Origin of the sequence: Collimonas antrihumi (genome assembly GCF_018304965.1) — a bacterium.
GTDB classification, from domain to species: Bacteria; Pseudomonadota; Gammaproteobacteria; order Burkholderiales; family Burkholderiaceae_D; genus Collimonas; species Collimonas antrihumi.
Genome location: NZ_JAGQED010000003.1, coordinates 38,042 through 61,288, shown reverse-complemented (window position 1 = coordinate 61,288; position 23,247 = coordinate 38,042). Strand labels below are relative to the sequence as shown.

Genomic DNA, 23,247 nt, shown 5'->3' with positions numbered 1-23,247 from the left:
AGGTATCGAATCAACATCGATTTTCCGTACAGCAATCACAAAAAATCGGCTGCAATTAGACGACCGGTCTAATTTAGATTAAAATCGACAAATCATGAGAGCAAACTACGATACAACCAAGCGTCACATCCTCGACGCCGGACAAAAAATCATTGCCGTCAAAGGTTTCTCGGGCGTCGGACTGAGCGAGATCCTGAGTGCTGCGGCTATTCCGAAAGGCTCCTTCTACCACTACTTCGGATCGAAGGAACAATACGGCCGGGCGTTGATGGAGCAATACGTCGACGATTACCTGCAAGCATTGGAAGATGTCCTGCAAATTGCGGTGCAACCGGTGCAAGAGCCTGCCCGCGAACGGCTGCTGCGTTACTGGAGCCACTGGCGCGACACCCAATCTGGCTCAGAAGCCATGGATAAGTGCCTGGTAGTCAAACTCAGCGCCGAGGTCGCCGACCTGTCGGATGAGATGCGCCTGGTTTTGTGCGAAGGCACGCGACAAGTGATGGCGCGACTGGCGGACTGCATCGCCGAAGGGATCGCCGATGGCTCCCTGCGGGTCGAACTGGAACCGCAAAAAACCGCGCAAATGCTTTACCAGTTATGGCTGGGCGCCAGCCTGCTAGCCAAGCTCCAGCAAGATCGCAGCGCTCTCGAAAACGCCATGGAGGTTACCTTGGATGTACTGACAAGACCGGCGCCATAGACTTCCCCGACACCGACAACACTAAATTAAGGCACGACACAAGCGCGCAATGCCGTTCAGTTAAGTGATATGACGTGGCCAGCCGCCACGGCGGCGGCTCCGTCATCCCCGCGAACGCGGGGATCCAAATTACCGAGTGAAACAATGAAAATGGATTCCCGCGTTCGCGGGAACGACGCATGAGGGTGATATCTTTGGCGTCTTAACTGAATGGCATTACGACACAAGCGCGTGCTTTTTTTACCGCTCGATTAGTTGAGCGGTCTACTTTTCAAGGAACCCGCATGCTGAATTTTGAATTCTACAATCCCACCGGCAGCGAAGATGCGCGTCGACCTGGCCATCGAACGCACCCGTGATTTCTTTGAAAGCCTGGGCATCAAGACTAGGCTGTCGGACCACGAACTGGGTCAGGACGCGGTCGAGACCGTGCTCGGACAGCTGGACAAACACGGCATGACAGCGCTGGGCGAACATCAGGACCATACTCTGGCTGTCAGCCGCAGCATTCTCGAAGCAGCATTGTAAATTTGACATCCAATTTGATCTTTAGCTAATTTCGCCCGTGCCGGCAGAACATCGCTGGCACTCATTTCACCGAAGGAGTAGCCAACATGTCGCAAAGTACATCCCAGAGCAAAACCGTCAATCGCCGCATCCTGCTGGCCTCGCGCCCGCACGGCGCGCCAACTGCCAATAATTTCAAGATCGATGAAAGCCCGGTGCCGACACCGGCCGCCGGCCAGGTATTGCTGCGTACCGTCTACCTGTCGCTTGATCCCTACATGCGCGGCCGCATGAGCGACGCTCCTTCTTATGCGCCGTCGGTCGAGGTCGGCGGAGTGATGGTCGGCGGCACGGTGTCGCGGGTCGTAGCTTCCGAACATGCTGACTACAAAGTGGGGGATCTGGTCCTCAGCTACAGCGGCTGGCAAGACTACGAACTGTCGGACGGCAAAGGCCTGACCAAACTTGACGCCAAACTCGGCAAACCGTCCTACGCCTTGGGCGTGCTTGGCATGCCCGGCTTTACCGCCTACATGGGCTTGCTCGACATCGGCCTGCCGCAAGCCGGCGAGACCGTGGTGGTAGCAGCCGCTACCGGCGCCGTGGGTTCGGTGGTCGGGCAGATTGCCAAGATCAAGGGTTGCCGCGTAGTCGGCATCGCCGGCGGCGCAGACAAGTGCAAGTATGCGGTGGAAGAACTGGGGTTTGACGCCTGCGTAGACCATCGCGCCACCGATTTCCCGCAACAGCTCGCAGCCGCCTGCGATAAAGGTATCGATGTGTATTTTGAAAACGTCGGCGGCGCCGTGTTCAGCGCTGTCCTGCCTTTGCTGAACCTGCACGCGCGGGTGCCCGTATGCGGCCTGATCGCCAACTATAACGCCACCGACAAACCGCAAGGACCGGACAATCTGCCGGGACTGATGGGCAGACTGCTGGTACGCCGCATCAAGATGCAAGGTTTCATCATTTTCGACTACTACCATCGCTACCTGGAATTCTTCAATGAGATGAGCGGCTGGTTCGCCGCCGGGAAAATCAAATTCCGGGAAGATATCGTCGACGGTCTGGAGAATGCACCGCAAGCCTTTATCGGCTTATTGGAAGGCAAGAACTTCGGCAAGCTGGTGATACGCGCCGGCGATGAATGAACCATCGCGCCATCGAGCTATTACGCAGCACACACTCAAAAGGAATTCAGATGAAGATATTAATGGTACTTACCTCCCACGACCAGTTGGGCAACACAGGTAAGAAGACCGGCTTCTGGCTGGAAGAATTTGCCGCACCCTACTACGCCTTCCTGGATGCCGGCGCCACTATCACACTGGCATCACCGCAAAGCGGACAACCGCCGCTCGACCCGAAGAGCGACGAAGCCGATGCGCAAACCGAGGCTACTGAACGGTTTCGGAAAGATGCGGCGGCGCAGGCGGCATTGGCATCGACCATTAAACTGGCGAGCGTGCAAGCTGCGTCTTATGACGCCGTGTTCTATCCGGGCGGCCACGGTCCATTGTGGGATCTGGCGGAAGACAAGGATTCGATTGCGTTGATCGAAACCATGTATGCCGCGGGTAAGCCGGTATCGGCGGTATGTCATGCGCCGGGTGTCCTGCGCCATGCACGGGCGGCAGATGGTAGTCCGCTGGTGAAGGGTAAGAAGGTTACCGGCTTTTCAGATAGCGAGGAAGCGGCTGTGCAGTTGACGGATATTGTGCCGTTTTTGGTGGAAACTGAGTTGAAGCGGCTGGGTGGGAATTATAGTAAGTTGGCGGATTGGCAGAGCTATGCGGTTACTGACGGTAATTTGATTACCGGGCAGAATCCGGCTTCTTCGGTTGCTGTGGCGGAGCGGGTTTTGAAGTTGTTGGGGTGATTTGTATTCTCGACTGCTACGGGATGTACTCCGTGGTCCGTTAAAAGGGGTCAGAGCCGCGCGGGGAGTGTAATTTACGACGATACAACTGTCGTAAAAAAACTCTGCCCCCCATTTAACTGCCACTTATTTGGTGCCGAAAATCCGGTCGCCGGCATCGCCTAAACCAGGCACGATGTATGCGTGTTCGTCCAGATGCGAATCCAGGCTTGCCACATATAGCTTGACCCCAGGATGCGCATTCTGGAATACCTGCACACCTTCGGGTGCAGCCACCAGCGCCAGGAAAATGATTTGTTCGTCGCCGACGCCGCGCTTCTTCAGCACATCGACCGCATGCACCGCGGAATTACCAGTGGCCACCATCGGATCGCATACGATAAATATACGCTCCGCCAAATCCGGCAAACGCACCAGATATTCAACCGGCTGATGCGTCGCAGGATCGCGATACACCCCGATATGACCGACCCGCGCCGAAGGCACCAGATCCAGCAAACCATCACTCATGCCAATCCCCGCCCGCAACACCGGCACCACCGCCAGCTTGCGGCCGGCAATCACCGGCGCCTCCATGCTTTGCATCGGCGTCTCGATCAACTGCGTGGTCAGCGGCAAGTCACGCGTGATTTCATACCCCATCAACAGCGTGATTTCACGCAGCAGCTGACGGAATGTGCGAGTGGATGTTTCCTTACTCCGCATGTGAGTCAGCTTGTGCTGGATCAGCGGGTGATTAAGGATGAAAAGATTGGGGAAACGTGGGTCGCTGAGCATGATCGGGGAGTAAATAAAATGGGTGGATGGAGGTCGATGGGAAGCGGACAAGGCGTAATCCGAACTCAACATCCTAAATACAAAAAAGGGAGATTTCTCTCCCTCGTTTCTTCAGCATTCATTCAACTGCTTGCTCTACCTTGGGCATCAGCAAATTCAGTATCTGTTCCAGTTCGTGACGCACTTCGACAAGATTGATTTCATCTTGCTTCGGCTCGGCGGCAAGCTCGGCTTCAGCGCTGCTGCCGAGGCGGCCATCGAGCTTGTTACGAGCGCCGCTGATGGTGAAGCCATGCTCGTACAGCAGTTCACGGATTCGGCGGATCAACAACACCTCGTGGTGCTGGTAATAGCGACGGTTGCCACGCCGTTTAACCGGCTTAAGCTGGGTGAACTCCTGCTCCCAGTAGCGCAGCACATGCGGCTTGACGCCGCACAACTCGCTGACCTCGCCAATGGTGAAATAGCGCTTGGCCGGGATCGGCGGCAACACGACAAGCTCGGACTTACTCACTTTATCGTTCATGAATTAGTTTGGAGAACGGCGGCAAACTGCTGGATAGGCTGGATTGGTTGCAGGCTTGCGGCTTCAACCATGCCCTTGAGTTTTTGACTGGCGTGAAAAGTCACCACGCGACGCGCAGTGATAGGAATTTCTTCCCCGGTTTTTGGATTACGGCCCGGACGTTGCGGCTTGTCGCGCAATTGAAAATTGCCGAAACCCGATAATTTCACCGACTCGCCGCGTTCCAGCGCGTCGCGGATTTCATCGAAAAACGTTTCAACCATGTCTTTGGCTTCACGCTTGTTGAGGCCAACTTGTTCAAACAAAAGTTCAGCCAGTTCCGCCTTGGTTAATGTCGGCAAATTCTTTTCTGCCTGCGAACGGGCTTGCGCTTCACGCATCGCCCGATTCAGATCGGCGTCCAGAACGGATTGAAATTCTACAGTCTGCATATCATTCATTCTGTTGTTACGCCCCTGTCTTTTTGAGATTGCGGCCGCCGGTGCTGCGGGTATATCGCGTGCACCGGCATGTTGCTGCAGGTTTTATCATTACTAAAGCCATTCAATTACAGATCAGGTGCGCAGTTTTGCTGACGGCACCTTACCGACAGCCGCAATCAAAGCCGACATGGCGGCTTCTACGGTGTCTTCTTGAAGGGTATTTTCAGTATCTTGCAAGGTAAACCGGAAAGCAAGACTTTTTTCGTCATTTTCCAGCCCTTTGCCATGATATTCATCAAATAAAACAATGGCTTGCAGAATTCGGCAGGCAGGATTATGTTGCTGCTCAGCAGCAAAAACATCCAATAAATCCTGCGCATAAACCGCTTGTTTGACTACCACGGCGAGGTCGCGCACCACGGCCGGGAATTTCGAAATCTCGACATAAGCAGGCACTTGCCGTTGCTGCAACGCCAAGCCATCGACTTCGAACAAAACCGGCGCCAAAGGCAGTTCATATTTCTGTTGCAGACGCGGATGCAGCTCGCCGATGAAACCGACTACCTGGTCACCCAGCAGCACTTGCGCCGAACGGCCGGGGTGCAGCGCCGGGTGCTCGATTTTGGCAAAACGCAAAGCGGCAGGTGCAAACAAGGCTTCCAGGTCTGCCTTCACATCGAAGAAATCGACGGTACGGCTGGCCTGGCCCCATTGCTCGTCGGCTTGCGGACCGTAAGCCAAGCCTGTTACACGCTTAGGCTGATCGTATCCAGCCACCGCCAGCGGGCCGTTCTGAACTTCCTGGTTACGCATGTAGACGGCGCCGGTTTCAAAAATCCGGACCCGGTTCAGCTTGCGGTTGAGATTGTATTTGACGTTGGCAATCAGGCTTCCGACCAGCGTTGAACGCATTACGCCCATCTGGCTGGCGATCGGATTGACCACCTTGATCGGCGCCAGGTTGCCGGCAAAATCGGCTTCCCAGGCTTCTTCGACGAAGCTGAAATTGATCACTTCCTGATAATCCAGGTCGGCCAGCTGACGACGAATCGTAAACAGCGAACGCTGGTTTTCAGGCGCGATATACATGGCGTTAGGCGCCACCGGCGGCAAGGCCGGGATATTTTCAAAACCGTAGACGCGCGCGATTTCTTCGATCAGGTCTTCCTCGATCTCGATATCGAAACGATACGATGGCGGTGTCACGGAAAATACACCGCTCTCTTGCGTAAAGGCCAGGCCGAGGCGGGTGAAGATGTCGGCGATCTGGCTATCCGACAATGGCACGCCGATGACCCGGACCGCACGCGCGGTGCGGACCTTGACCGGATCGCGCTTGGGCAAATTGACGCTTTGATCGTCGACCGGGCCGACTTGCGTCTGCGGCGTACCGCAAATTTCAACCAGCAAGGCGGTGATGCGTTCGATGTGCTCAACCGTGGTCGCGAAATCGACGCCACGCTCGAAGCGATGACCGGCATCGGTCGAGAAATTGAAACGACGGGCGCGGCCCTGGATCGCTTGCGGCCACCAGAATGCGGCTTCCAGATAGATATTCTGCGTTTCCAGCGAGACCGCGGTAGCGTCGCCGCCCATGATGCCAGCCAGCGATTCGATTTGCCGGTCATCGGCGATCACGCCGATCCATTCGTCTACGCTGACGGTATTACCGTTCAACAGTTTGAGCGATTCACCTGGCTTGCCCCAACGAACATCGAGGCCGCCGTGGATCTTGTCGAGGTCGAACACGTGCGTCGGACGGCCGAGCTCCAGCATCACATAGTTGGAAATGTCGACCAGCGCCGAGATCGAACGCTGACCGCTGCGTTCCAGGCGCTGCTTCATCCAATGCGGGGTTGCTGCCTTGGCGTTCAAGCCGCGGATCACGCGGCCGGAAAAACGGCCGCACAAATCCGGCGCAGAAATCTTGACTGGCAAGGTTTCTGTGATGGTCGAAGCCACAGCCTTGAACACCGGTTGCTTCAGCGGGGTACCGGTCAGCGCCGATACTTCACGCGCCACACCCAGCACCGACAGGCAATCGGCCTTGTTCGGCGTCAGCTTGATGGTGAACTTGAGATCGTTCAGTTCGTAATAATCGCGGAAATTCTGGCCAACCGGCGCATCATCAGGCAACTCAAGCAAGCCGCCCTGGTCTTCCGACAATTTCAATTCACGCGCTGAACACAGCATGCCTTGCGACTCGACACCGCGCAACTGGCCGAGCTTGATCTCGAACGGCTTGCCATCCGCACCAGGCGGCAGGACGGCGCCGACCATGGCGCAAGGAACCTTGAGGCCGGGCCGTACATTCGGCGCGCCGCACACGATATTGAGCATGGTGCCGGTGCCGACGTCGACCTGGCAGACGTTCAGGCGATCGGCATTCGGATGTTTGGCGGTCTCGACCACCAGGCCGACCACGATATGGGTAAAGGGCGGCGCAACCGGCTCGACCTCTTCCACTTCGAGACCGGACATGGTCAGCAGATGGGACAATTCGTCCGAAGTCATCTTCGGATCGACCATGGAACGCAGCCAGCTTTCAGAGAATTGCATAGGTAAAACCTTCAAAAACCTGTATCAGGATTTTAGGTGACTATTCAGCGCTTGCAGAAAATCACCATCCGCGTCGTTCCCGCGAACGCGGGAATCCATCTTGCTTGGCAAACTGGATCCCCGCGTTCGCGGGGATGACGGAGTGGTGTTAGTGTTAGCACTGAACAGCGACAGTTTAATTAAATTGTTTCAGGAACCGCAGATCGCCTTCATAGAACAGGCGCAGATCGTTGATGCCATAACGCAGCATCGTCAGGCGTTCGATACCGGAGCCGAACGCGAAACCGATGAACTGTTCCGGATCCAGGCCCATGTTGCGCACCACGTTAGGATGCACCTGGCCGGCGCCGGATACTTCCAGCCAGCGCCCTTTCAGCGGACCGCTGCCGAAGGCAATGTCGATCTCGGCCGAAGGCTCGGTGAACGGGAAATAAGATGGACGGAAACGCACTTGCAAATCGTCGGTTTCAAAGAACGCCTTGACGAAATTCAGGTACACGCCCTTGAGGTCGGCGAAACTGATGTCTTCGGCGATCCACAAACCTTCAACCTGATGGAACATCGGCGAGTGGGTGGCGTCGCTGTCGACACGATAAGTGCGGCCCGGCGCGATAACCTTGATCGGCGGCTTGTTCATGCGCGCATAACGCACCTGCATCGGACTGGTATGAGTGCGCAGCAGCAGTTGCTTGCCGTCGCTGTCCTTGCCATCGATATAGAAAGTGTCCTGCATCGAGCGCGCCGGATGGTTCTCCGGGCTGTTCAATGCAGTAAAGTTGGTCCAGTCGGTTTCGATTTCGGGGCCGTCAGCCACATCGAAACCGATCGAACGGAAAATTTCTTCGATACGCTGCCACGAGCGCATCACCGGATGGATACCGCCTACGCCTCGGCCGCGGCCCGGCAAGGTGACATCGATCGCTTCGGCATTCAGACGCTCTTGCATCTGCGCGTTGGCCAATGCATCACGGCGCGCAGTCAGCGCGGCTTCGATCTGCTCTTTGGCCTGGTTGATGACTGCGCCCTGGACTTTGCGTTCATCTGCAGCCAGTTTGCCCAACCCCTTCATTTGCTCGGTGATCTGACCGGTCTTGCCGAGATACTTGGCCTTCGCATTTTCCAGCGCGGCGGCATCGGCAGCGGCAATGAAATCAGCTTGGGCTTGCGTTACTAATTGTTCTAGGGAGTTCATGCAGTTTTCCTGCTCCAGTGGAAGCCGAAATACGCCAATCTTTAAAAGACCGACGGTTAAAAACACAAACGGGGCACAAGGTGTTGACCTCTGCCCCGCTCGGGATTGCCACACTGCAGAATCAACCCTGCAGCGATGGCAAAACTACGTAAATAAATTACTTACGCAGCGATGTTGGCCTTGACTTGATTGACAATCGCAGCAAACGCTGGCTTGTCCATCACTGCCATATCAGCCAGAACCTTACGGTCCAGTTCGATCGAAGCACGCTTCAGACCGTTCATGAATACGCTGTATGTAACGCCATGCTCACGCGAAGCGGCGTTGATACGGGCGATCCACAATGCACGGAATACGCGCTTCTTGTTACGACGGTCACGGTATGCGTATTGACCAGCGCGCATAACCGCTTGCTTGGCTACGCGATAGACTTTACTGCGACGACCGCGGTAACCCTTGGCTTGCACCAAGATTTTTTTATGACGGGCACGAGCTGTAACCCCACGTTTTACTCTAGGCATAATAACTCCTTAGTATGAGGTTAAGCGTTCGGCAACATGCGCGAAACGGATACCATGTTGTGGTCATTGACCCCAACGGAACCGCGCAATTGACGTTTGTTTTTGGTGGTCTTCTTGGTCAGGATGTGGCGTTTGAACGCTTGACCGCGCTTGACTGTTCCACCCGGACGCACACGAAAGCGCTTTTTGGCGCTGCTTTTCGTCTTCATTTTTGGCATGACACTATCTGTCCTCTAGGGACAGCTCCTTTTTTAACATGATTGCAGGTGGCAACATATCGTTACGCTTGGATGCCTGCTCTCACTTGTTTAAACCCAGCTGAACGACAACCACAGCCAGATTTTGCAGGGTGGGCATTTTGCCCACGCGGAATTCCCATATTCGGGTACAACGCGTGGGCAAAAAACCTTGCCCACCCTACTACTACTTCTTCTTCTTGGGACCGATGATCATGATCATCTGGCGTCCTTCCATCTTCGGCCACTGCTCGACCTGTCCGTACGGCTCCAGGTCTTGCTTCAGACGTTCAAGCATGCGCACACCGATATCCTGATGCGCCATTTCACGACCGCGGAAACGCAGGGTGATTTTGACTTTATCGCCGTCCTCATCCAGGAACCGGGTCAAATTGCGCAGCTTGATGTTGTAATCCCCATCATCGGTACCCGGGCGGAATTTGACTTCCTTCACCAGAATGACCTTCTGCTTCAACTTGGCTTCGTGCGCCTTCTTCTGCTCCTGGTATTTGAACTTGCCGTAGTCCATCAGACGGGCTACCGGCGGCTGTGCCGTCGGCGCGATTTCCACCAGATCGACGTTTGCCTCTTCCGCCAGGCGGAAGGCCTCAGCCAGGCTGACGATACCGAGTGCTTCGTTCTCGACACCGGATAAGCGCAATTCTGGCGCAGTAATTTCGCCGTTGATGCGATGTGACTTGTCCGTAGCTATTGCAGTTTCCTTTAAAAATCAAATGATTAAGCCGTGCTCTGGCGCTTCGGGTTGCCCCGTTCAGGCTTTGGTGTCGACCTCGTTTTTGAGGCGCTCCACCAGTACGTCGATAGGCATTACACCCAGATCGACATTGCCCCGCGCTCGCACGGCCACTGTGTTTGCATCCCGCTCTTTATCACCGACAACCAGTATATAAGGCGGCTTCTGCAAAGAATGCTGCCGTATTTTATAGGTAATCTTCTCATTACGCAAATCGGTCTCTACTCTAAACCCTTGTTTTTTCAGCGTTTGTGCAACATTTTGAACATATTCCGACTGTGCGTCAGAGATATTCAAAACAACAACTTGCACAGGGGCAAGCCACAAAGGCATCGCACCGGCGTGGTTTTCGATCAGCATCCCGATAAAACGCTCCAGCGAACCGACGATGGCACGGTGCAGCATGACCGGTACTTTACGACCATTGTCTTCTGTTACATATTCTGAACCGAGACGGCCCGGCATCGAAAAATCGACCTGCATGGTACCGCACTGCCATGAACGGCCGATCGAATCCTTCAGGTGATACTCGATTTTCGGACCGTAGAAGGCGCCCTCGCCCGGCAATTCTTCCCACTCGGCGCCGGAAGCACGGATTGCTTCACGTAAGGAATTTTCAGCTTTGTCCCAGACGTCATCTTCGCCTACCCGCTTATCAGGGCGCAAAGCCAGCTTCACCGCCACTTCGGTAAAGCCGAAATCGAGATATACCTGGCGCACCAGCTTGTCAAAGGCGGCAACCTCGTCCTGCACTTGTTCTTCAGTACAGAAAATATGACCATCATCCTGGGTAAAGCCGCGCACCCGCATCATCCCGTGCAAGGCGCCAGACGGCTCATTACGATGGCACTGGCCGAATTCGCCGAAACGCAATGGCAAGTCGCGATAGCTATGCAAACTGGAATTGAAAATCTGGATGTGGCCAGGGCAGTTCATCGGCTTCAGCGCGTAGCTGCGGTTTTCCGACTCGGTTGTAAACATGCTTTCGCGGTAGTTCTCCCAGTGACCGGTCTTTTCCCACAACGAGCGATCCAGGATCTGCGGCGCCTTGACTTCCTGATAACCATTGTCGTTATATACTCGGCGCATGTACTGTTCGACCTGTTGCCAGATAGTCCAGCCCTTGGCATGCCAGAAAATCAGGCCCGGCGCCTCATCCTGGAAATGGAACAGATCCAGCGCACGTCCCAGCTTGCGATGGTCGCGCTTATCCGCCTCTTCCAGCATATGCAGATAAGCCTCTTGCTCATCCTTCTTGGCCCAGGCAGTACCATACACACGCTGCAACATTTCATTTTTTGCATCGCCACGCCAGTAGGCGCCGGCCAGCTTCATCAGCTTGAAGACCTTCAGCTTGCCGGTCGACGGCACGTGCGGGCCGCGGCACAAGTCGGTGAACTTGCCTTCTGTGTACAGCGAAACTTCCTGATCTTGCGGGATCGAGCCGATCAGCTCTGCCTTGTAGGCTTCGCCGATCGATTCGAAATAAGCGATCGCTTCGTCGCGCGCTACGACCTTACGGGTAACCGGCTCATCCTTCTTCGCCAGCTCAGCCATCTTCTTTTCAATTTCCAGCAAGTCTTCCGGTGTAAACGGGCGCTTGTAGGCAAAATCGTAGTAAAAGCCGTTTTCGATCACCGGCCCGATAGTTACCTGCGCATCCGGAAACAATTCCTTGACCGCGTACGCCAGCAAATGCGCCGTCGAATGACGAATCACTTCCAGGCCGTCGGCGTCCTTGTCGGTAACGATAGCCAGCTCGACATCGCGTTCGATCAGGAAAGAAGTATCCACCAGCTTGCCGTCGACCTTGCCGGCCAAAGCCGCCTTGGCCAGACCGGCGCCAATACTGGCGGCGACCTGCGCCACAGTCAGCGGCGCCTCGAATTGACGCTGTGAACCATCAGGAAGTTTGACTGCTATCATTTTGGGCCCCATATCGGCGGTCACTCTGGACGACGCCGGATTGAATTGAATTAAATTGAATTGACGCGTGCATTACAAAAATGCGGACGAAAAAAAACGCGGACCAGCCGCGCTTTTTTCATCATGCAGGTAGAAAAAGGCCTCGACTAGCGTCGCTCACAGATTGTGGTGGTAGTTCGCGGTGTCATAACCGGGATGCCTTTCTCGCTCTTACAGATGTTGAATTCGTTTTAATTGATCCGCCGCAAATAGTGACAACAGCGGCGACAACAGAATGCTACCGATCATACCAGAAAACGGGTGCAGCATGGCAAGTGAACGAGCTACTGTGTTGCTAATCTGCCTAAACTCTTATCGCCCCCGCGATTCCACCACCCTCCTCCCAAAGCTTGAAACAAGGCCGCCGTATCGGCAAACCGCGCCGCCTGCGCTTGCGCCAGATTGATTACCGCTTGCTGGTAGGTTTGTTGCGCCGCCAATAAAGTCTGCGGACTGGACGCCCCCAGCTGCACCGATTTTCGCGAGATATCAAGACTGTGCGCGGCAGCACGTTCGGCGATGGCCTGCGCCTGCAACGCATCGGCATCGTATTGCAAGGCGCGTAAACTGTCGGCAACGTTCTGGAAGGCAAGGATCACTGTACTTTTATACTGCGCCGCAGCCTGCTCCAGCAAGGCTTCCGAAGCGCGCTTCTTATGCAGCAACGCGCCGCCGGCAAACAAGGGTTGCGTCAGACCGCCAACCAGACTCCACAAACCGGTACCCGAAGTAAATAAATTCCCCATCTCCGCCGCCGCACTGCCGATATTTGCGCTCAGAGTAATCTGCGGCAGCATGTTTGCAGTAGCAACACCAACCGCGGCACTGGCAGCATGCAACTGCTCTTCCGCCGCACGCACGTCCGGCCGTTGCCGCACCAGGCTGGACGGCAGGCTGACCGGTAATTGCTGCGGCAGGCTGAGGCTGGCAAGATCGAACTTCTGCTCCAGCTCCTGGCTTGGGAAACGCCCGGCCAAAGCGGTCAAGCGATTCCGTTGTTGCGCCAGGGATTTCTGCAAGGGCGGCAAACTGGCCCGGGTCTGCGCCAGCGCCGCCTGTTGCGTCAGGACGTCGGCTTGGGCGACGTCGCCTAATGCATACTGACGCTGCAACAATTCAAGCAATTCCGCCTGGAGCTTAAGCACTTCCTGCGTCGCGGTTATCTGCGCTCGTAGTCCGGCTTCCTGTACTGCCGCAGCCACCACATTCGAGGTCAGCGTCAGGTAAGCCGCTTCCAGCAAAAACTTCTGCTGTTCAGCCTGCGCCTGCAAACCCTCTACCTGGCGCCGATTGCCGCCGAACGCATCCAGCGTGTAAGACACACTGACCTGCGCTGTGTGCAGATTGAATGGCGAAGTGCCCTGCCCGGCCGACTCCGGCTGCTTCTGCCGGGTCGGCGTCAGGCTGGCGTTGACGCTTGGGAAAAACGCCCCCTGCTGGACCGACACCTGTTCCTGCGCTGCACGCAGCGCCGCCTGGGCCGATTGCAAATCCGGGCTGGCCTTCAGTGCTTCTTCGATCACGGCATTCAATGCCGGCGAATTGAACAGCGTCCACCACTGGGCAGGAATGTCCATGCCATCGACAAACTGCTGTGTATCACCACCCACGGTAGCCGCGGCAGAGGTTTTTGCTTGCAGCGGCTCTTTGGTATATCCCTGCACCTGAGGCGCATCCGGCTGTTTAAAATCCGGCCCGGCCGCGCAGCCTGATAGTGCCATTAGCACCGCCAGCGCTGAAGCCTTGAGTTTAAAATCAATTGCGCTCATGTTTTCACCTGCTCAAGATTGGTTCGATCGTCCGCTCTAACGGCCGTCATTTTCTTTGCTTATCCCGCGACGTTTTTCAATCCAGCGCTCCAGCGAGTAATAGAAGGCAGGCAGGATGAACAGCGTCAGCAGGGTGGCGACAATCAGGCCGCCCACCACCACCGTTGCCAAACCGCGCTGGACATCGGTGCCGACACCGGTGGCCAGGGCCGCCGGCAGCATGCCTACCGAGGCCACGGTTGCCGTCATCAGCACCGGCCGGAAACGTTCGAAGGCGCCCGCCAGAACCGCTTCCAGCAACTCCACGCCTTGCCGCCGGACCCGATTGATATTGGATACCATGATGATGCCGTTCTGCACCGCCACGCCAAACAACGCAATGAAACCGACGCCGGTAGCGACGTTGATCGTGCCGCTGGTAACCCGCAACGCGATCAAGCCCCCTAGTGCAGCCAGCGGCACCACGCCCAGGATCAGCAATGCTTGCCGCAGCTTGCCGAAACCCGCATATAAAATTATCGCCATCAAACCCAATACCAGGCCGAATACCAGTATCAAGCGCGATTGCGCCCGCTCCTGGTTCTCGAATTGCCCGGCCCATTCGAGACGGTATCTGGTTTTATCGAATTGCACTTTCTGCGCCACCTGGGCTTGCGCGTCCTTGTAATACGACGACAAATCGCGATCCGCATAGTCCAGGCGAACGGTCAGCTGGCGATGCGTATTCTCATGGGCAATCGTGCTCTCGCCGGTGGTGGTGCGGATATGCGCCACCTGCGACAGCGGAATCCGCGCGCCGCCAGCAGTAGTCAACAACAAATTTCCCAGCGCTTCCGGATTATTGCGGCTGCTCTTGGGGAAGCGCACCGTGACGTTATGCACCTTGTCCGCCACAAACAACTGGGTGACTGGCGCGCCGCCGATACCGGTTTGAATCAGATTAGCGACATCGGCCACGTTAATCCCCAGGCGCGCGGTGGCAGCACGATCAATGTCGATCGACACCTGCGGCACCGGAGGCTCCTGGAAAATCGCCACGTCGGCAGAACCTTTCACGCCATGCAGCACCTCGACGATTTGATTGCCGATACGGCGCAGCTCCTTGAAATCGTCGCCATACACGCGAATTACCAGCGGACTGTGCGCACCGCCCACTGCATCGTTGACGCCATCGCTGATCGGCTGGCTGATACCGACTGAAAAACCAGGCAGCTGCGACAGACGCGCGTTGAGCCGGCGTACAAATTGTTCCTTGGTTTCACCGTCGGGCCAGGTGCTGTACGGTTTCAGGCCTACCGGCACTTCCATATGCGACGGCGTCCACGGATCGGTGCCGTCATCGCTGCGGCCGAGCTGGGTCACCGCATACGACACCTCAGGGAACTCCAGCAACGTGCGGCGCAATTCGCTAGCCATCTCGCTACCCTTTTCCAGCGACAGGCCCGATGGCATTTGTACCTGCAGCCAAAGCGTGCCCTCATCCAGGTTCGGCATGAATTCACGACCGGTAGCGGCGCCTAATACGATCACGGCGACTAGCGCTGCTGCGCCAATCCCATACGAAACGACGGGATTGTCCAGCAAGCGACCCAGGGCTTTCCGGTAGCCGGCGCTGAGCCATTCAAGCGGCTTGTTATGAAAAATCCGGCGCGGCTTGTGCAATGCCATATAGGCCAGCCCGGGCACCAGCACCAGGCTGCACAACAAAGCCCCGATCAATGCGTAGGCTACGGTGAAAGCCATCGGCGACAGCAATTTTCCTTCGGCGCGCTCGAAAGCGAACAGCGGCAAATAGGCGACGATAATAATCAAGGTAGCGAAGAAAATCGGCCGGATCACTTCGGTGGTGGCATCGCGCACGTCAGTCTCGGTCAGTTCAACCTCAGGCCTGGCTTCGCGCCTGCGCAAGATCGCCTCGGTGACCACGATCGCGCCATCGACAATGATGCCGAAGTCAATCGCCCCCAGAGAAAACAGGTTGGCCGGCATCTTGGTCAGGTACATCATGATGAACACCGTCACCAGCGCCAGTGGAATCGTCACTGCAGCCACCAGCGCGCTGCGCGGGCTGCCAAGAAACAGAATCAGGACGATGCAGACCAGGCCGATACCCTCCATGACGGTATGGCCGACCTTGTGGATGGTCAACTGGATCAAATCATCGCGATCGATATACGGCACGATCTTGACATCCATAGGCGCCAGCTGCTTTTGCAGCTGATCTACCTTGGCATGCACATCCTTGATGACTTCCGATGCATTCTGATACTTCAGCAGTTTGACGATGCCCTGGATAGTGTCGGGATTATTGTTTTTTCCGAGAATGCCCTGCCGTTCCTGGTGGCTATATTGCAGCTTGCCCAGATCACGCACCAGCACCGGCACGCCATTGGTTTGCTTGACCACCACGTTGCCGAGGTCGGTCAGGCTGCGCATCAGGCCGATGCCGCGCACGACATAACCCTGTTCGCCACGCGTGATGCGGCTGCCGCCGGCGTTGGCGTTATTGTTGCTGATGGCGGTGGTCACGTCCGACAAAGCTACGCCAAAACGGTCCAACTGCTTCTGATCGACTTCCAGTTGATACTCCATCGTCAGGCCCCCAAAGTTGCCGACTTCAGCAATGCCGGGAACTTGCTGCAACTCCGGGATCACGATCCAGCGCTGGATCTCGGACAGCTCCATCAGATTCTTGCTGTCGGATTCCAGCGTATAGCGATAGATTTCGCCGGCAGGACTGGTCACAGAATCCAGGCTGGGTGTGATACCGGCAGGCAGAGCGGCTTGCGCGATGCGTTCGGTGACGCGCTGGCGCTCCCAGTAGTCTTCCGCACCGTCCTTGAATGTCAGCGTAATCAGCGACAAGCCGAAAGTGCTGGACGACCGCATGTGCACCAGTCCTGGCGTACCGCTCAAGTGCCGTTCCAGCGGAATGGTGACCTGCTGCTCGATTTCCTCGGCAGCCAGGCCTGGCACTTGCGTGGTCACTTGCGCGGTTACATCGGATAACTCGGGATAGGCCTCGACCGCCATCCGGGTCCACGAGTAATAGCCGAACAATGTCACCATCAGTGTCACCAGAATGACGGCATAGCGTTTTTGCAGGCAATAGCGAACAATATTGTTAATCATTGAGCAATACTCCGCCCTTGATCACAACCCGGTCGCCAACCAGCAATCCTTTTTGGATCCGCACACTACCATCTTCTTCGTTGCCGGTTTCTATCGTGCGTCGTACAAATGTCCAGGGAGCGACTTCCACGAATACAGTTGTGTTTTCGTTATTCATCAATAGGGCCGATGGCGGAATTACCGGCGCCGAAGCCTGCGCCACTGCAAAAGACGCATTGGCAAACATGTTCGGCTTGAATTTTCCATCCGTATTGGGAACGCTGATACGCACCTGCGCCCTGCGCGTATCTGCTTGCAGCACATCGCTGATAAACGCAACGTTGCCGTGGAACTGTTCGCCCGGATAAGCCGGCAAGCTGATGCTCGCCGGCTGTCCTTTCTTGATCGACGACAGTCTGTTTTCCGGTACGCTGGCGGTGATCCAGACCGTGTCCAGGTTGGCAATCGTCATCAGAACGGCATTCGGATCGTTGGCGGTTTGCCCGGCGCCGATGGCCAGGGTGGTGATACTGCCGGAACTCGGCGCTACCAGATTCAGACGCTGACCACCGCTGTCAGCGGCGGTTGCACCACCGGCACTGAGCGATTTGAGACGCGTGTCGGCGCGCGCGAATTCTGCCTGCGCCTGGACATAAGCACTTTCGGATTGCTCCAGATCCTTTGCCGCACCGGCGCCAGCCTGTTGCATGCCGCGTTGCCGCTCCACTATCCGCTTCGCCAATTGCAACGCATCACGGGCTTTTTGCAAATCCGCGGTAGCCTGGGCAAAATCGCCGGAAGTCATCACCAGCAGCAACTGTCCCTTGCGAACGCGATCGCCAAGACCCACTTTCAACTCAAGCACTTTGCCGGCAACCGGCGGCAGGATATTAATGGTGCGGGCAGGATCTGCCTCTACCTGCGCCGGCAACTCCAACGCATGCGCGGCATCCAGCGATGCCACCGTTTGGACCGCAATGCGCTGCCGCAAGGGTGAATGCTGCGGGATTGTGATGCGGTCGCCCTGCCTGGTGAAATTCGCGGCCGGTTCACTATTGGCGGCGTTGCCGGAAGCCTTGCTGCCGGACTCTATGAAAGCAAGTCCGCCGGCGATCAATATGCTGACGGCAAGGATCGCCAGAGGTTGGCGTTGAAAAAGAGAATTGTTCATGATCGTGCTCGCGCTTGTGCTCAAGTTAAGAGATTGTTTTTCACGTCAGCCCCTAGCGGTGTCGCTATGCAGAGGGCGGGTAGTCATTTTTTTCAACCGGGATAGCTGCCAGAAATTGCTGGCGATACCGGCTTTTGTCAGCGCGACTGAAAAGTGGCGCACGGAGCTCGCGTGCGGCGACATGACATGCATGCCATTCGCCGCGGCTCTGGAAGGTGGGCATTGAAAGCCCCACCAATCTGGGACTCGTACAGGCTACAGAGCTATTCTGTCAAAAACCTGAAGGGAAGCTGACAAAATCCTGACAAACCGGATATATCGGCAAATCGCATATGGATATCCGGGCGCATGCCCCAACTATTGAATAAATGTAATCAATTGCATCATTATTTGATTAATAAACAATCACACGTATAGTTGACGCAACTCAACACCAACTCAATACCGATACATCAATAGAAAATGATTATGAGATGAACATAAAACGTATGCTCTGCGCAGTTGCACTTGCCGCCGTTAGCGCCGCCGCCCTGATGCCAACCCAGGCGATGGCCCAGGTTGGCGTGAACATCATCATCGGTACGCCGCCACCGCCGCCACGATACGAAGTGGTGCCGCCGCCGCGCTATGGTTATGTGTGGGCGCCCGGATATTGGAACTGGGACGGCCGTCGCCATGCCTGGGCTGGCGGCCACTGGGAAAGAGCGCGCAACGGATATATGTACAACCGGCCGGAATGGCGACAGGGACGCAACGGCTGGGAACTACGCCGCGGCGGCTGGGAACGTGGCGGTCACGGACGGCATGATGACAGGCGGTATAACGATAGACGGCATGACCACAGAGGGCACGGCGACAGGCGCGATCATCATGGAAACGGCAACCACGGCAATGGCCGGCATGATCGTTAATCAGCACAGTCAAGCTATGCAACAGCAGGCAAAGGCCATGGTCGGCGCCTGCATCGGATAAACCGACAATTTAAAGGCAACCATGACAATGAATAAAATCCTTATCGCTGCAATGCTGCTGACGACTGCAAGCCTATCCACTGCCCAGGCGCAAGACGCAGGCGCGCGCGTATCGCTGGATGCAGGAAAACCGCAAGCCAGCGAGGAATGCCGGCGTTTGCAGGAACGCGTGAGCGAACTCGACAGAATGGACGACGAGCGCGTTGCCCGCGGCGGACGCACCGGCGCTCAGCAAAGCCCGGTACAGACCAAGGAATGGATAGACAAAGAACGCAAAGATGCAAAGACAAAAATGTTCTTTGCCAAGTGCTAGAAATCCAAAAACTGCGCAAAAAACTGCGCGAAAAAACTGCGGCCTGAAAATTTCAGCATAGATTCCCTGCCCCACAGCGGACACCTCAAAGTTCAAGTAGACTTGAAGTCGATTACTTTTCGAGGAATCCGGATGAGCGAGATATTGATCACTATCGGCGAACTGGCGAAACGGTCCGGCGTGGCCGCAAGCGCCTTGCGTTTCTATGAAGAGCAGGGACTATTAAGCAGCAAGCGTGAGACAGGACGGCAACGGCAATTTTCCCGCGATGTATTGCGCCGGGTAGCGTTCATCCGGGTGGCGCAGACAGTGGGCCTCAGCCTTGACGAAATCAAGACAGCCCTATCGACATTGCCGCAAAAGCGCACGCCGACCAAGCAAGACTGGGAGCAATTATCGCGCTCCTGGCATCCCGTGCTGCAACAGCGCATAGATACGCTGACGGCACTGCGCGATCAGCTTACATCGTGCATCGGCTGCGGCTGCCTATCACTTAAAAAATGCGCGCTATACAATCCTGAGGATGCCGCACACCGGCGCGGAACAGGGCCGCGCTATTTATTGGGAGACGATCCAACCAAGGTTCTGGTCGAGGATGATACGGATGAATATAATTAGGCTCGATTAAATATCCGCGATGCCGGTGTGCGGATTCAGGCAAGAGTAAATCCACATCCGGCACATGCGGCATAATCAAATACGCATACCAGGCAGGCCCATCTGCGCGGCTTAACGGGCGCAGGTAAACGAGTTCATGTGCTAACGCCGGCCATACGCCCTCTTCCAGACGACAACACAAAACGACAAAGTGGTGGAAGCATGTTGTCACGAAAAAATTGACAAAACAATAATAAACTCCAGACACATCCCAACCGCAAAGCCAAGGTGTAAGCTAAGACTTGGAAATCTGCTGATATGGGATGCATCCCTCGTAAGGAAATCCAGACTTTGCCGACTAATCACCAGCTCCGCAAAACTTACCCTGCCAAAAAGGATGGATGTCATGGATAACTTATCAACAAAAGCCAGGCAAGCTTCTGCTACCCCCTGGATCAAAGGATTGCTGACGGCATGCGGACTCGGGTTGCTCCTGTTGCTTGGACAAAATCTGGCGTTGTCGTCGGAAGCGGCGAAAGTCGTGCCCCCGCCCGCTAGCGATGAACAGGTTTCCGGCGCTGAGCACTCGGCAACCGCAGTCTTCGCAGGCGGCTGTTTCTGGGGTGTGCAAGGCGTTTTCCAGCATGTGCGCGGGGTCACCGATGTCGTCTCTGGTTATGCAGGCGGCGGTCGCGATACGGCCCGATATGATCGGGTCAGCGAGGGCGATACCGGACATGCGGAATCTGTGCAAATCACTTACGATCCGAAGCAAATCACTTATGGCAAGCTACTGCAGATATTTTTCTCGGTTGCCCATGATCCTACCGAACTGAATCGTCAGGGGCCCGATTCCGGTACCCAATATCGCTCGGCAATTTTTCCCGCAAACGACATGCAGCGCAAGATCGCACAGGCTTACATCGGGCAGATCGACAAAAGCAAGGTATTCGGCAAGCCACTGGCGACGCGTATAGAAACCTTCCACGGCTTCTATCCTGCCGAAGCCTATCACCAGAATTTCCTGACACGCAATCCCAGCTACCCTTACATCGTCGTCAACGACTTGCCCAAGATCGATGATCTGAAGCGCTTGTTCCCCAGCCTGTATGGCGCTCAGCCGGTACTTACCAAGGTTGCATCGCGTTAGATTGAACTGCCAGATCGAACGCCGGCTTTAGATTGGAATGCCGCATGTGATAAATTCGGTGTGGGCTGTATTCTTGATCGCCCACCTATCTCTCTTATCGCATTTATCGCATCCGGATTCAATTAATGACCAAACCTAAGCCTTTTTCAATGATTCGCGAATTTCACCTCGCCGACTGGTTCACGCTCAGCAACGCGTTTTGCGGCGTCGGCGCCTTGTTTTCAGTGATGACGTATCTGCAGACGCGCGAAGTGCTGCACATTTTCATTGCATGCGGCTTGATTCCGGCAGCGCTGGTATTTGACATACTCGATGGCCGCATCGCGCGGTGGCGCGCTCAAAGCTCGGCCATGGGGCGCGAGCTGGATTCACTGGCCGACATCATTTCGTTTGGCGTCGCACCCGCGGTGATTGCCTATGGCTGCGGCATGCAAGGGCTGGTGGATCGCATCATCCTGGTATTTTTTGTCGCTTGCGGCGTATCGCGCCTGGCGCGTTATAACGTCACCTCTGAAAAACTGTCCGAAGGCGGCGACAAAGTGAAATACTTTGAAGGCACGCCCATTCCCACCTCATTGCTGTTAGTCATGGTGCTGGCCGCAGCTGCCTGGCACGACGCCTTGGGCGAACAACTGTGGCTCGGCGTGATTTATGTCGGAGGTTTTCAGTTTCATCCCCTGGTGTTGATGTTTGCCGCTTCAGGAGCTTTGATGGTGAGCCGGATCCGGATCCCGAAACTATAAGACATAAGACTCAGGTAATTTCGAGGTCATTTTGCGGAGTCGTGTTCCCCTGTCATAAAATTTCCCAAGATTCCCACTAGCGGACACAATAGGTCTACACTAAAAGCTAACGCAACTGGGGGAGTTACATCATGACCGACATCGATCCCAAGAGCAGTTTCCGAGGACTGCCGTTGACCCCGGAGCAAGACGCAGAAGTCAGGCACTACATCACGGTAAAAAAGCGCCATGGCGAGCCGTGGGACACGCCGGAGCTGAGCGCCATGCTGAGAGACATGCTGGAGCCGCCGACCGAAGACGACGATGAAGACGAATTCGGCGCCAACCTGAGTCTGGAGCAGACCAAAGCCGTGGCAGAGCGGGCTGCAGCAGCTATTGAAGATATCGTCGACCCCATCGAAGCCAGCGAGGAACGCAATGCCGCGATGGAATCGGAAGCGATGAAGATACAAATGCGCTGACCCGGTGGCGAGGCGTCTGCCGCGCCACCGGGCCGCTTGCGGCCAATCTTCGATTTTGCTCCAATGATAAATTGACATCAGTAATTTTTATCATGGGAACTAATCCGTCATTATTCCACCATACATGACATGCCCCTACAAAATCGTGACTACGACTTTGCAGCCGATGCGCTGTTTCTGGATTTTGACAATACGCTGGTCGATTTCGCTCCGCTGCCGGAAAGCGTCATGCTGCCGCCAGACTTGATAACAACTTTGCAACGACTGCAACAAGCTGCAAACGGCGCACTGGCCATCATCAGCGGCCGCCCGCTGGAACAGATCGATCATTTCCTCTCGCCCTTGCGTTTGCCTGCGGCCGGTGTCCACGGCACCGAGCGGCGCAGTGCTGATGGGCGCGTGGTGCAACTGCCGGTGCCGGACATCAAACGTTTGCTGGCCTATCTGCAACCGCTGGCAACGCAGCATGCCGGCTTGCTGCTGGAGGTTAAACGTGGCGCACTTGCATTGCACTACCGCCGCGCTCCGCATCTGGAACAGATTTGCGTACAAGCCATGAATCAAGCCTTGACCCACGATCAGGGATTTATGCTATTGCGCGGCAGTATGGTGGTCGAAGCCAAAGCGGCCGATGCCGACAAAGGCAAGGCAATTGCAGCATTCATGAATGAAGCGCCGTTTGCCGGCCGTCGCCCGGTGTTTATCGGCGACGACATCACCGATGAAGCCGGCTTCGCCTGGGTCCAGTCGCAGCAGGCAGGCGGCCTCGGCATCAAAGTAGGTACAGGTCCGAGTCTTGCATATGCACGTATCGCCAACCCGGCCGCGGTACGCGGCATGCTGGCGCATGTGTTGGAGCACCCGGGGCACCCCAGGCACCAGCATTAGGGCAACCGCAATAAACTGAACGCGAAGGAAAT

General features: G+C 56.0%; 22 protein-coding genes and 1 pseudogene. 11 read left to right on the top strand and 12 right to left on the bottom strand.

The window, feature by feature from the left end; all coding sequences use genetic code 11:
* Window positions 1-94 precede the first annotated feature (94 nt).
* From KHU29_RS04250 to KHU29_RS04235, 4 genes and pseudogenes are all read left to right on the top strand, one after another.
* Window positions 95-703 (top strand): TetR/AcrR family transcriptional regulator, encoded by a 609-nt coding sequence (locus tag KHU29_RS04250; protein WP_211451449.1) that lies wholly within the window; start codon window positions 95-97, stop codon window positions 701-703.
* A 327-nt stretch (window positions 704-1,030) separates the two neighbouring features.
* A pseudogene (locus KHU29_RS04245) lies at window positions 1,031-1,231 on the top strand (NADH-dependent alcohol dehydrogenase); the annotation flags it as partial.
* Window positions 1,232-1,317: 86 nt separating this feature from the next.
* Window positions 1,318-2,361 (top strand): NADP-dependent oxidoreductase, encoded by a 1,044-nt coding sequence (locus KHU29_RS04240; protein WP_211451447.1) that lies wholly within the window; start codon window positions 1,318-1,320, stop codon window positions 2,359-2,361.
* Between the two features lie 50 nt (window positions 2,362-2,411).
* Window positions 2,412-3,089 carry a type 1 glutamine amidotransferase domain-containing protein gene (locus KHU29_RS04235; RefSeq protein WP_211451446.1) on the top strand — a complete coding sequence of 226 codons (678 nt, stop codon included), beginning with the start codon at window positions 2,412-2,414 and terminating at the stop codon, window positions 3,087-3,089.
* A 126-nt stretch (window positions 3,090-3,215) separates the two neighbouring features.
* On the opposite strand, the gene upp is transcribed toward KHU29_RS04235, so the two are convergent.
* The 12 genes from upp to KHU29_RS04175 all read right to left on the bottom strand — a co-directional run bounded on the left by upp (window position 3,216) and on the right by KHU29_RS04175 (window position 18,092).
* A complete protein-coding gene (upp, locus tag KHU29_RS04230; RefSeq protein WP_092439482.1) occupies window positions 3,216-3,866 on the bottom strand; it encodes a uracil phosphoribosyltransferase in 651 nt (216 codons plus the stop codon).
* A gap of 118 nt (window positions 3,867-3,984) precedes the next feature.
* Complete coding sequence (locus KHU29_RS04225; RefSeq protein ID WP_211451445.1) at window positions 3,985-4,392, bottom strand: MerR family transcriptional regulator; 408 nt, start codon at window positions 4,390-4,392, stop codon at window positions 3,985-3,987.
* Window positions 4,389-4,772: an integration host factor subunit alpha gene (locus KHU29_RS04220; protein ID WP_484793070.1), complete on the bottom strand. Its 384-nt coding sequence runs from the start codon at window positions 4,770-4,772 to the stop codon at window positions 4,389-4,391. Before KHU29_RS04220 ends, KHU29_RS04225 begins: the two co-directional genes overlap by 4 nt.
* Before the next feature lie 174 nt (window positions 4,773-4,946).
* Window positions 4,947-7,373, bottom strand: coding sequence for a phenylalanine--tRNA ligase subunit beta (pheT, locus tag KHU29_RS04215; RefSeq protein ID WP_211451444.1), 2,427 nt, complete (start codon window positions 7,371-7,373; stop codon window positions 4,947-4,949).
* Window positions 7,374-7,548: 175 nt separating this feature from the next.
* Window positions 7,549-8,565: a phenylalanine--tRNA ligase subunit alpha gene (pheS, locus tag KHU29_RS04210; protein ID WP_211451443.1), complete on the bottom strand. Its 1,017-nt coding sequence runs from the start codon at window positions 8,563-8,565 to the stop codon at window positions 7,549-7,551.
* Between the two features lie 161 nt (window positions 8,566-8,726).
* A complete protein-coding gene (gene rplT / locus KHU29_RS04205) occupies window positions 8,727-9,086 on the bottom strand; it encodes a 50S ribosomal protein L20 (RefSeq protein ID WP_014005489.1) in 360 nt (119 codons plus the stop codon).
* A gap of 20 nt (window positions 9,087-9,106) precedes the next feature.
* Entirely contained in the window at window positions 9,107-9,304 is a 198-nt protein-coding gene (rpmI, locus tag KHU29_RS04200) for a 50S ribosomal protein L35 (protein ID WP_061539612.1), read from the bottom strand.
* 205 nt (window positions 9,305-9,509) lie between these two features.
* The gene (gene infC / locus KHU29_RS04195; protein ID WP_082814671.1) at window positions 9,510-10,034 is read right to left on the bottom strand and encodes a translation initiation factor IF-3; all 525 of its coding nucleotides are present in this window, start codon (window positions 10,032-10,034) and stop codon (window positions 9,510-9,512) included.
* Between the two features lie 60 nt (window positions 10,035-10,094).
* On the bottom strand, window positions 10,095-12,002 hold the full coding sequence (thrS, locus tag KHU29_RS04190) for a threonine--tRNA ligase (RefSeq protein WP_211451442.1): 1,908 nt from the start codon (window positions 12,000-12,002) through the stop codon (window positions 10,095-10,097).
* A 323-nt stretch (window positions 12,003-12,325) separates the two neighbouring features.
* Entirely contained in the window at window positions 12,326-13,810 is a 1,485-nt protein-coding gene (locus KHU29_RS04185) for an efflux transporter outer membrane subunit (protein WP_211451441.1), read from the bottom strand.
* A 36-nt stretch (window positions 13,811-13,846) separates the two neighbouring features.
* Window positions 13,847-16,942: an efflux RND transporter permease subunit gene (locus KHU29_RS04180; RefSeq protein WP_211451440.1), complete on the bottom strand. Its 3,096-nt coding sequence runs from the start codon at window positions 16,940-16,942 to the stop codon at window positions 13,847-13,849.
* On the bottom strand, window positions 16,935-18,092 hold the full coding sequence (locus tag KHU29_RS04175) for an efflux RND transporter periplasmic adaptor subunit (protein ID WP_211451439.1): 1,158 nt from the start codon (window positions 18,090-18,092) through the stop codon (window positions 16,935-16,937). Before KHU29_RS04175 ends, KHU29_RS04180 begins: the two co-directional genes overlap by 8 nt.
* Before the next feature lie 479 nt (window positions 18,093-18,571).
* Between KHU29_RS04175 and KHU29_RS04170 the strand changes: the two genes are divergently transcribed.
* The 7 genes from KHU29_RS04170 (at window position 18,572) to otsB (ending at window position 23,215) form a co-directional block, all read left to right on the top strand.
* Complete coding sequence (locus tag KHU29_RS04170) at window positions 18,572-19,003, top strand: hypothetical protein (protein WP_425514447.1); 432 nt, start codon at window positions 18,572-18,574, stop codon at window positions 19,001-19,003.
* Window positions 19,004-19,091: 88 nt separating this feature from the next.
* Window positions 19,092-19,376 carry a hypothetical protein gene (locus KHU29_RS04165; RefSeq protein WP_211451437.1) on the top strand — a complete coding sequence of 95 codons (285 nt, stop codon included), beginning with the start codon at window positions 19,092-19,094 and terminating at the stop codon, window positions 19,374-19,376.
* A 132-nt stretch (window positions 19,377-19,508) separates the two neighbouring features.
* A complete protein-coding gene (soxR, locus tag KHU29_RS04160; RefSeq protein WP_211451436.1) occupies window positions 19,509-19,994 on the top strand; it encodes a redox-sensitive transcriptional activator SoxR in 486 nt (161 codons plus the stop codon).
* Window positions 19,995-20,379: 385 nt separating this feature from the next.
* A complete protein-coding gene (msrA, locus tag KHU29_RS04155; RefSeq protein ID WP_211451435.1) occupies window positions 20,380-21,123 on the top strand; it encodes a peptide-methionine (S)-S-oxide reductase MsrA in 744 nt (247 codons plus the stop codon).
* Between the two features lie 125 nt (window positions 21,124-21,248).
* Window positions 21,249-21,866: a CDP-diacylglycerol--serine O-phosphatidyltransferase gene (gene pssA, locus KHU29_RS04150; protein WP_211451434.1), complete on the top strand. Its 618-nt coding sequence runs from the start codon at window positions 21,249-21,251 to the stop codon at window positions 21,864-21,866.
* 131 nt (window positions 21,867-21,997) lie between these two features.
* Complete coding sequence (locus KHU29_RS04145; protein ID WP_211451433.1) at window positions 21,998-22,327, top strand: hypothetical protein; 330 nt, start codon at window positions 21,998-22,000, stop codon at window positions 22,325-22,327.
* 129 nt (window positions 22,328-22,456) lie between these two features.
* Window positions 22,457-23,215 carry a trehalose-phosphatase gene (gene otsB / locus KHU29_RS04140; protein WP_211451432.1) on the top strand — a complete coding sequence of 253 codons (759 nt, stop codon included), beginning with the start codon at window positions 22,457-22,459 and terminating at the stop codon, window positions 23,213-23,215.
* Window positions 23,216-23,247 lie beyond the last annotated feature (32 nt).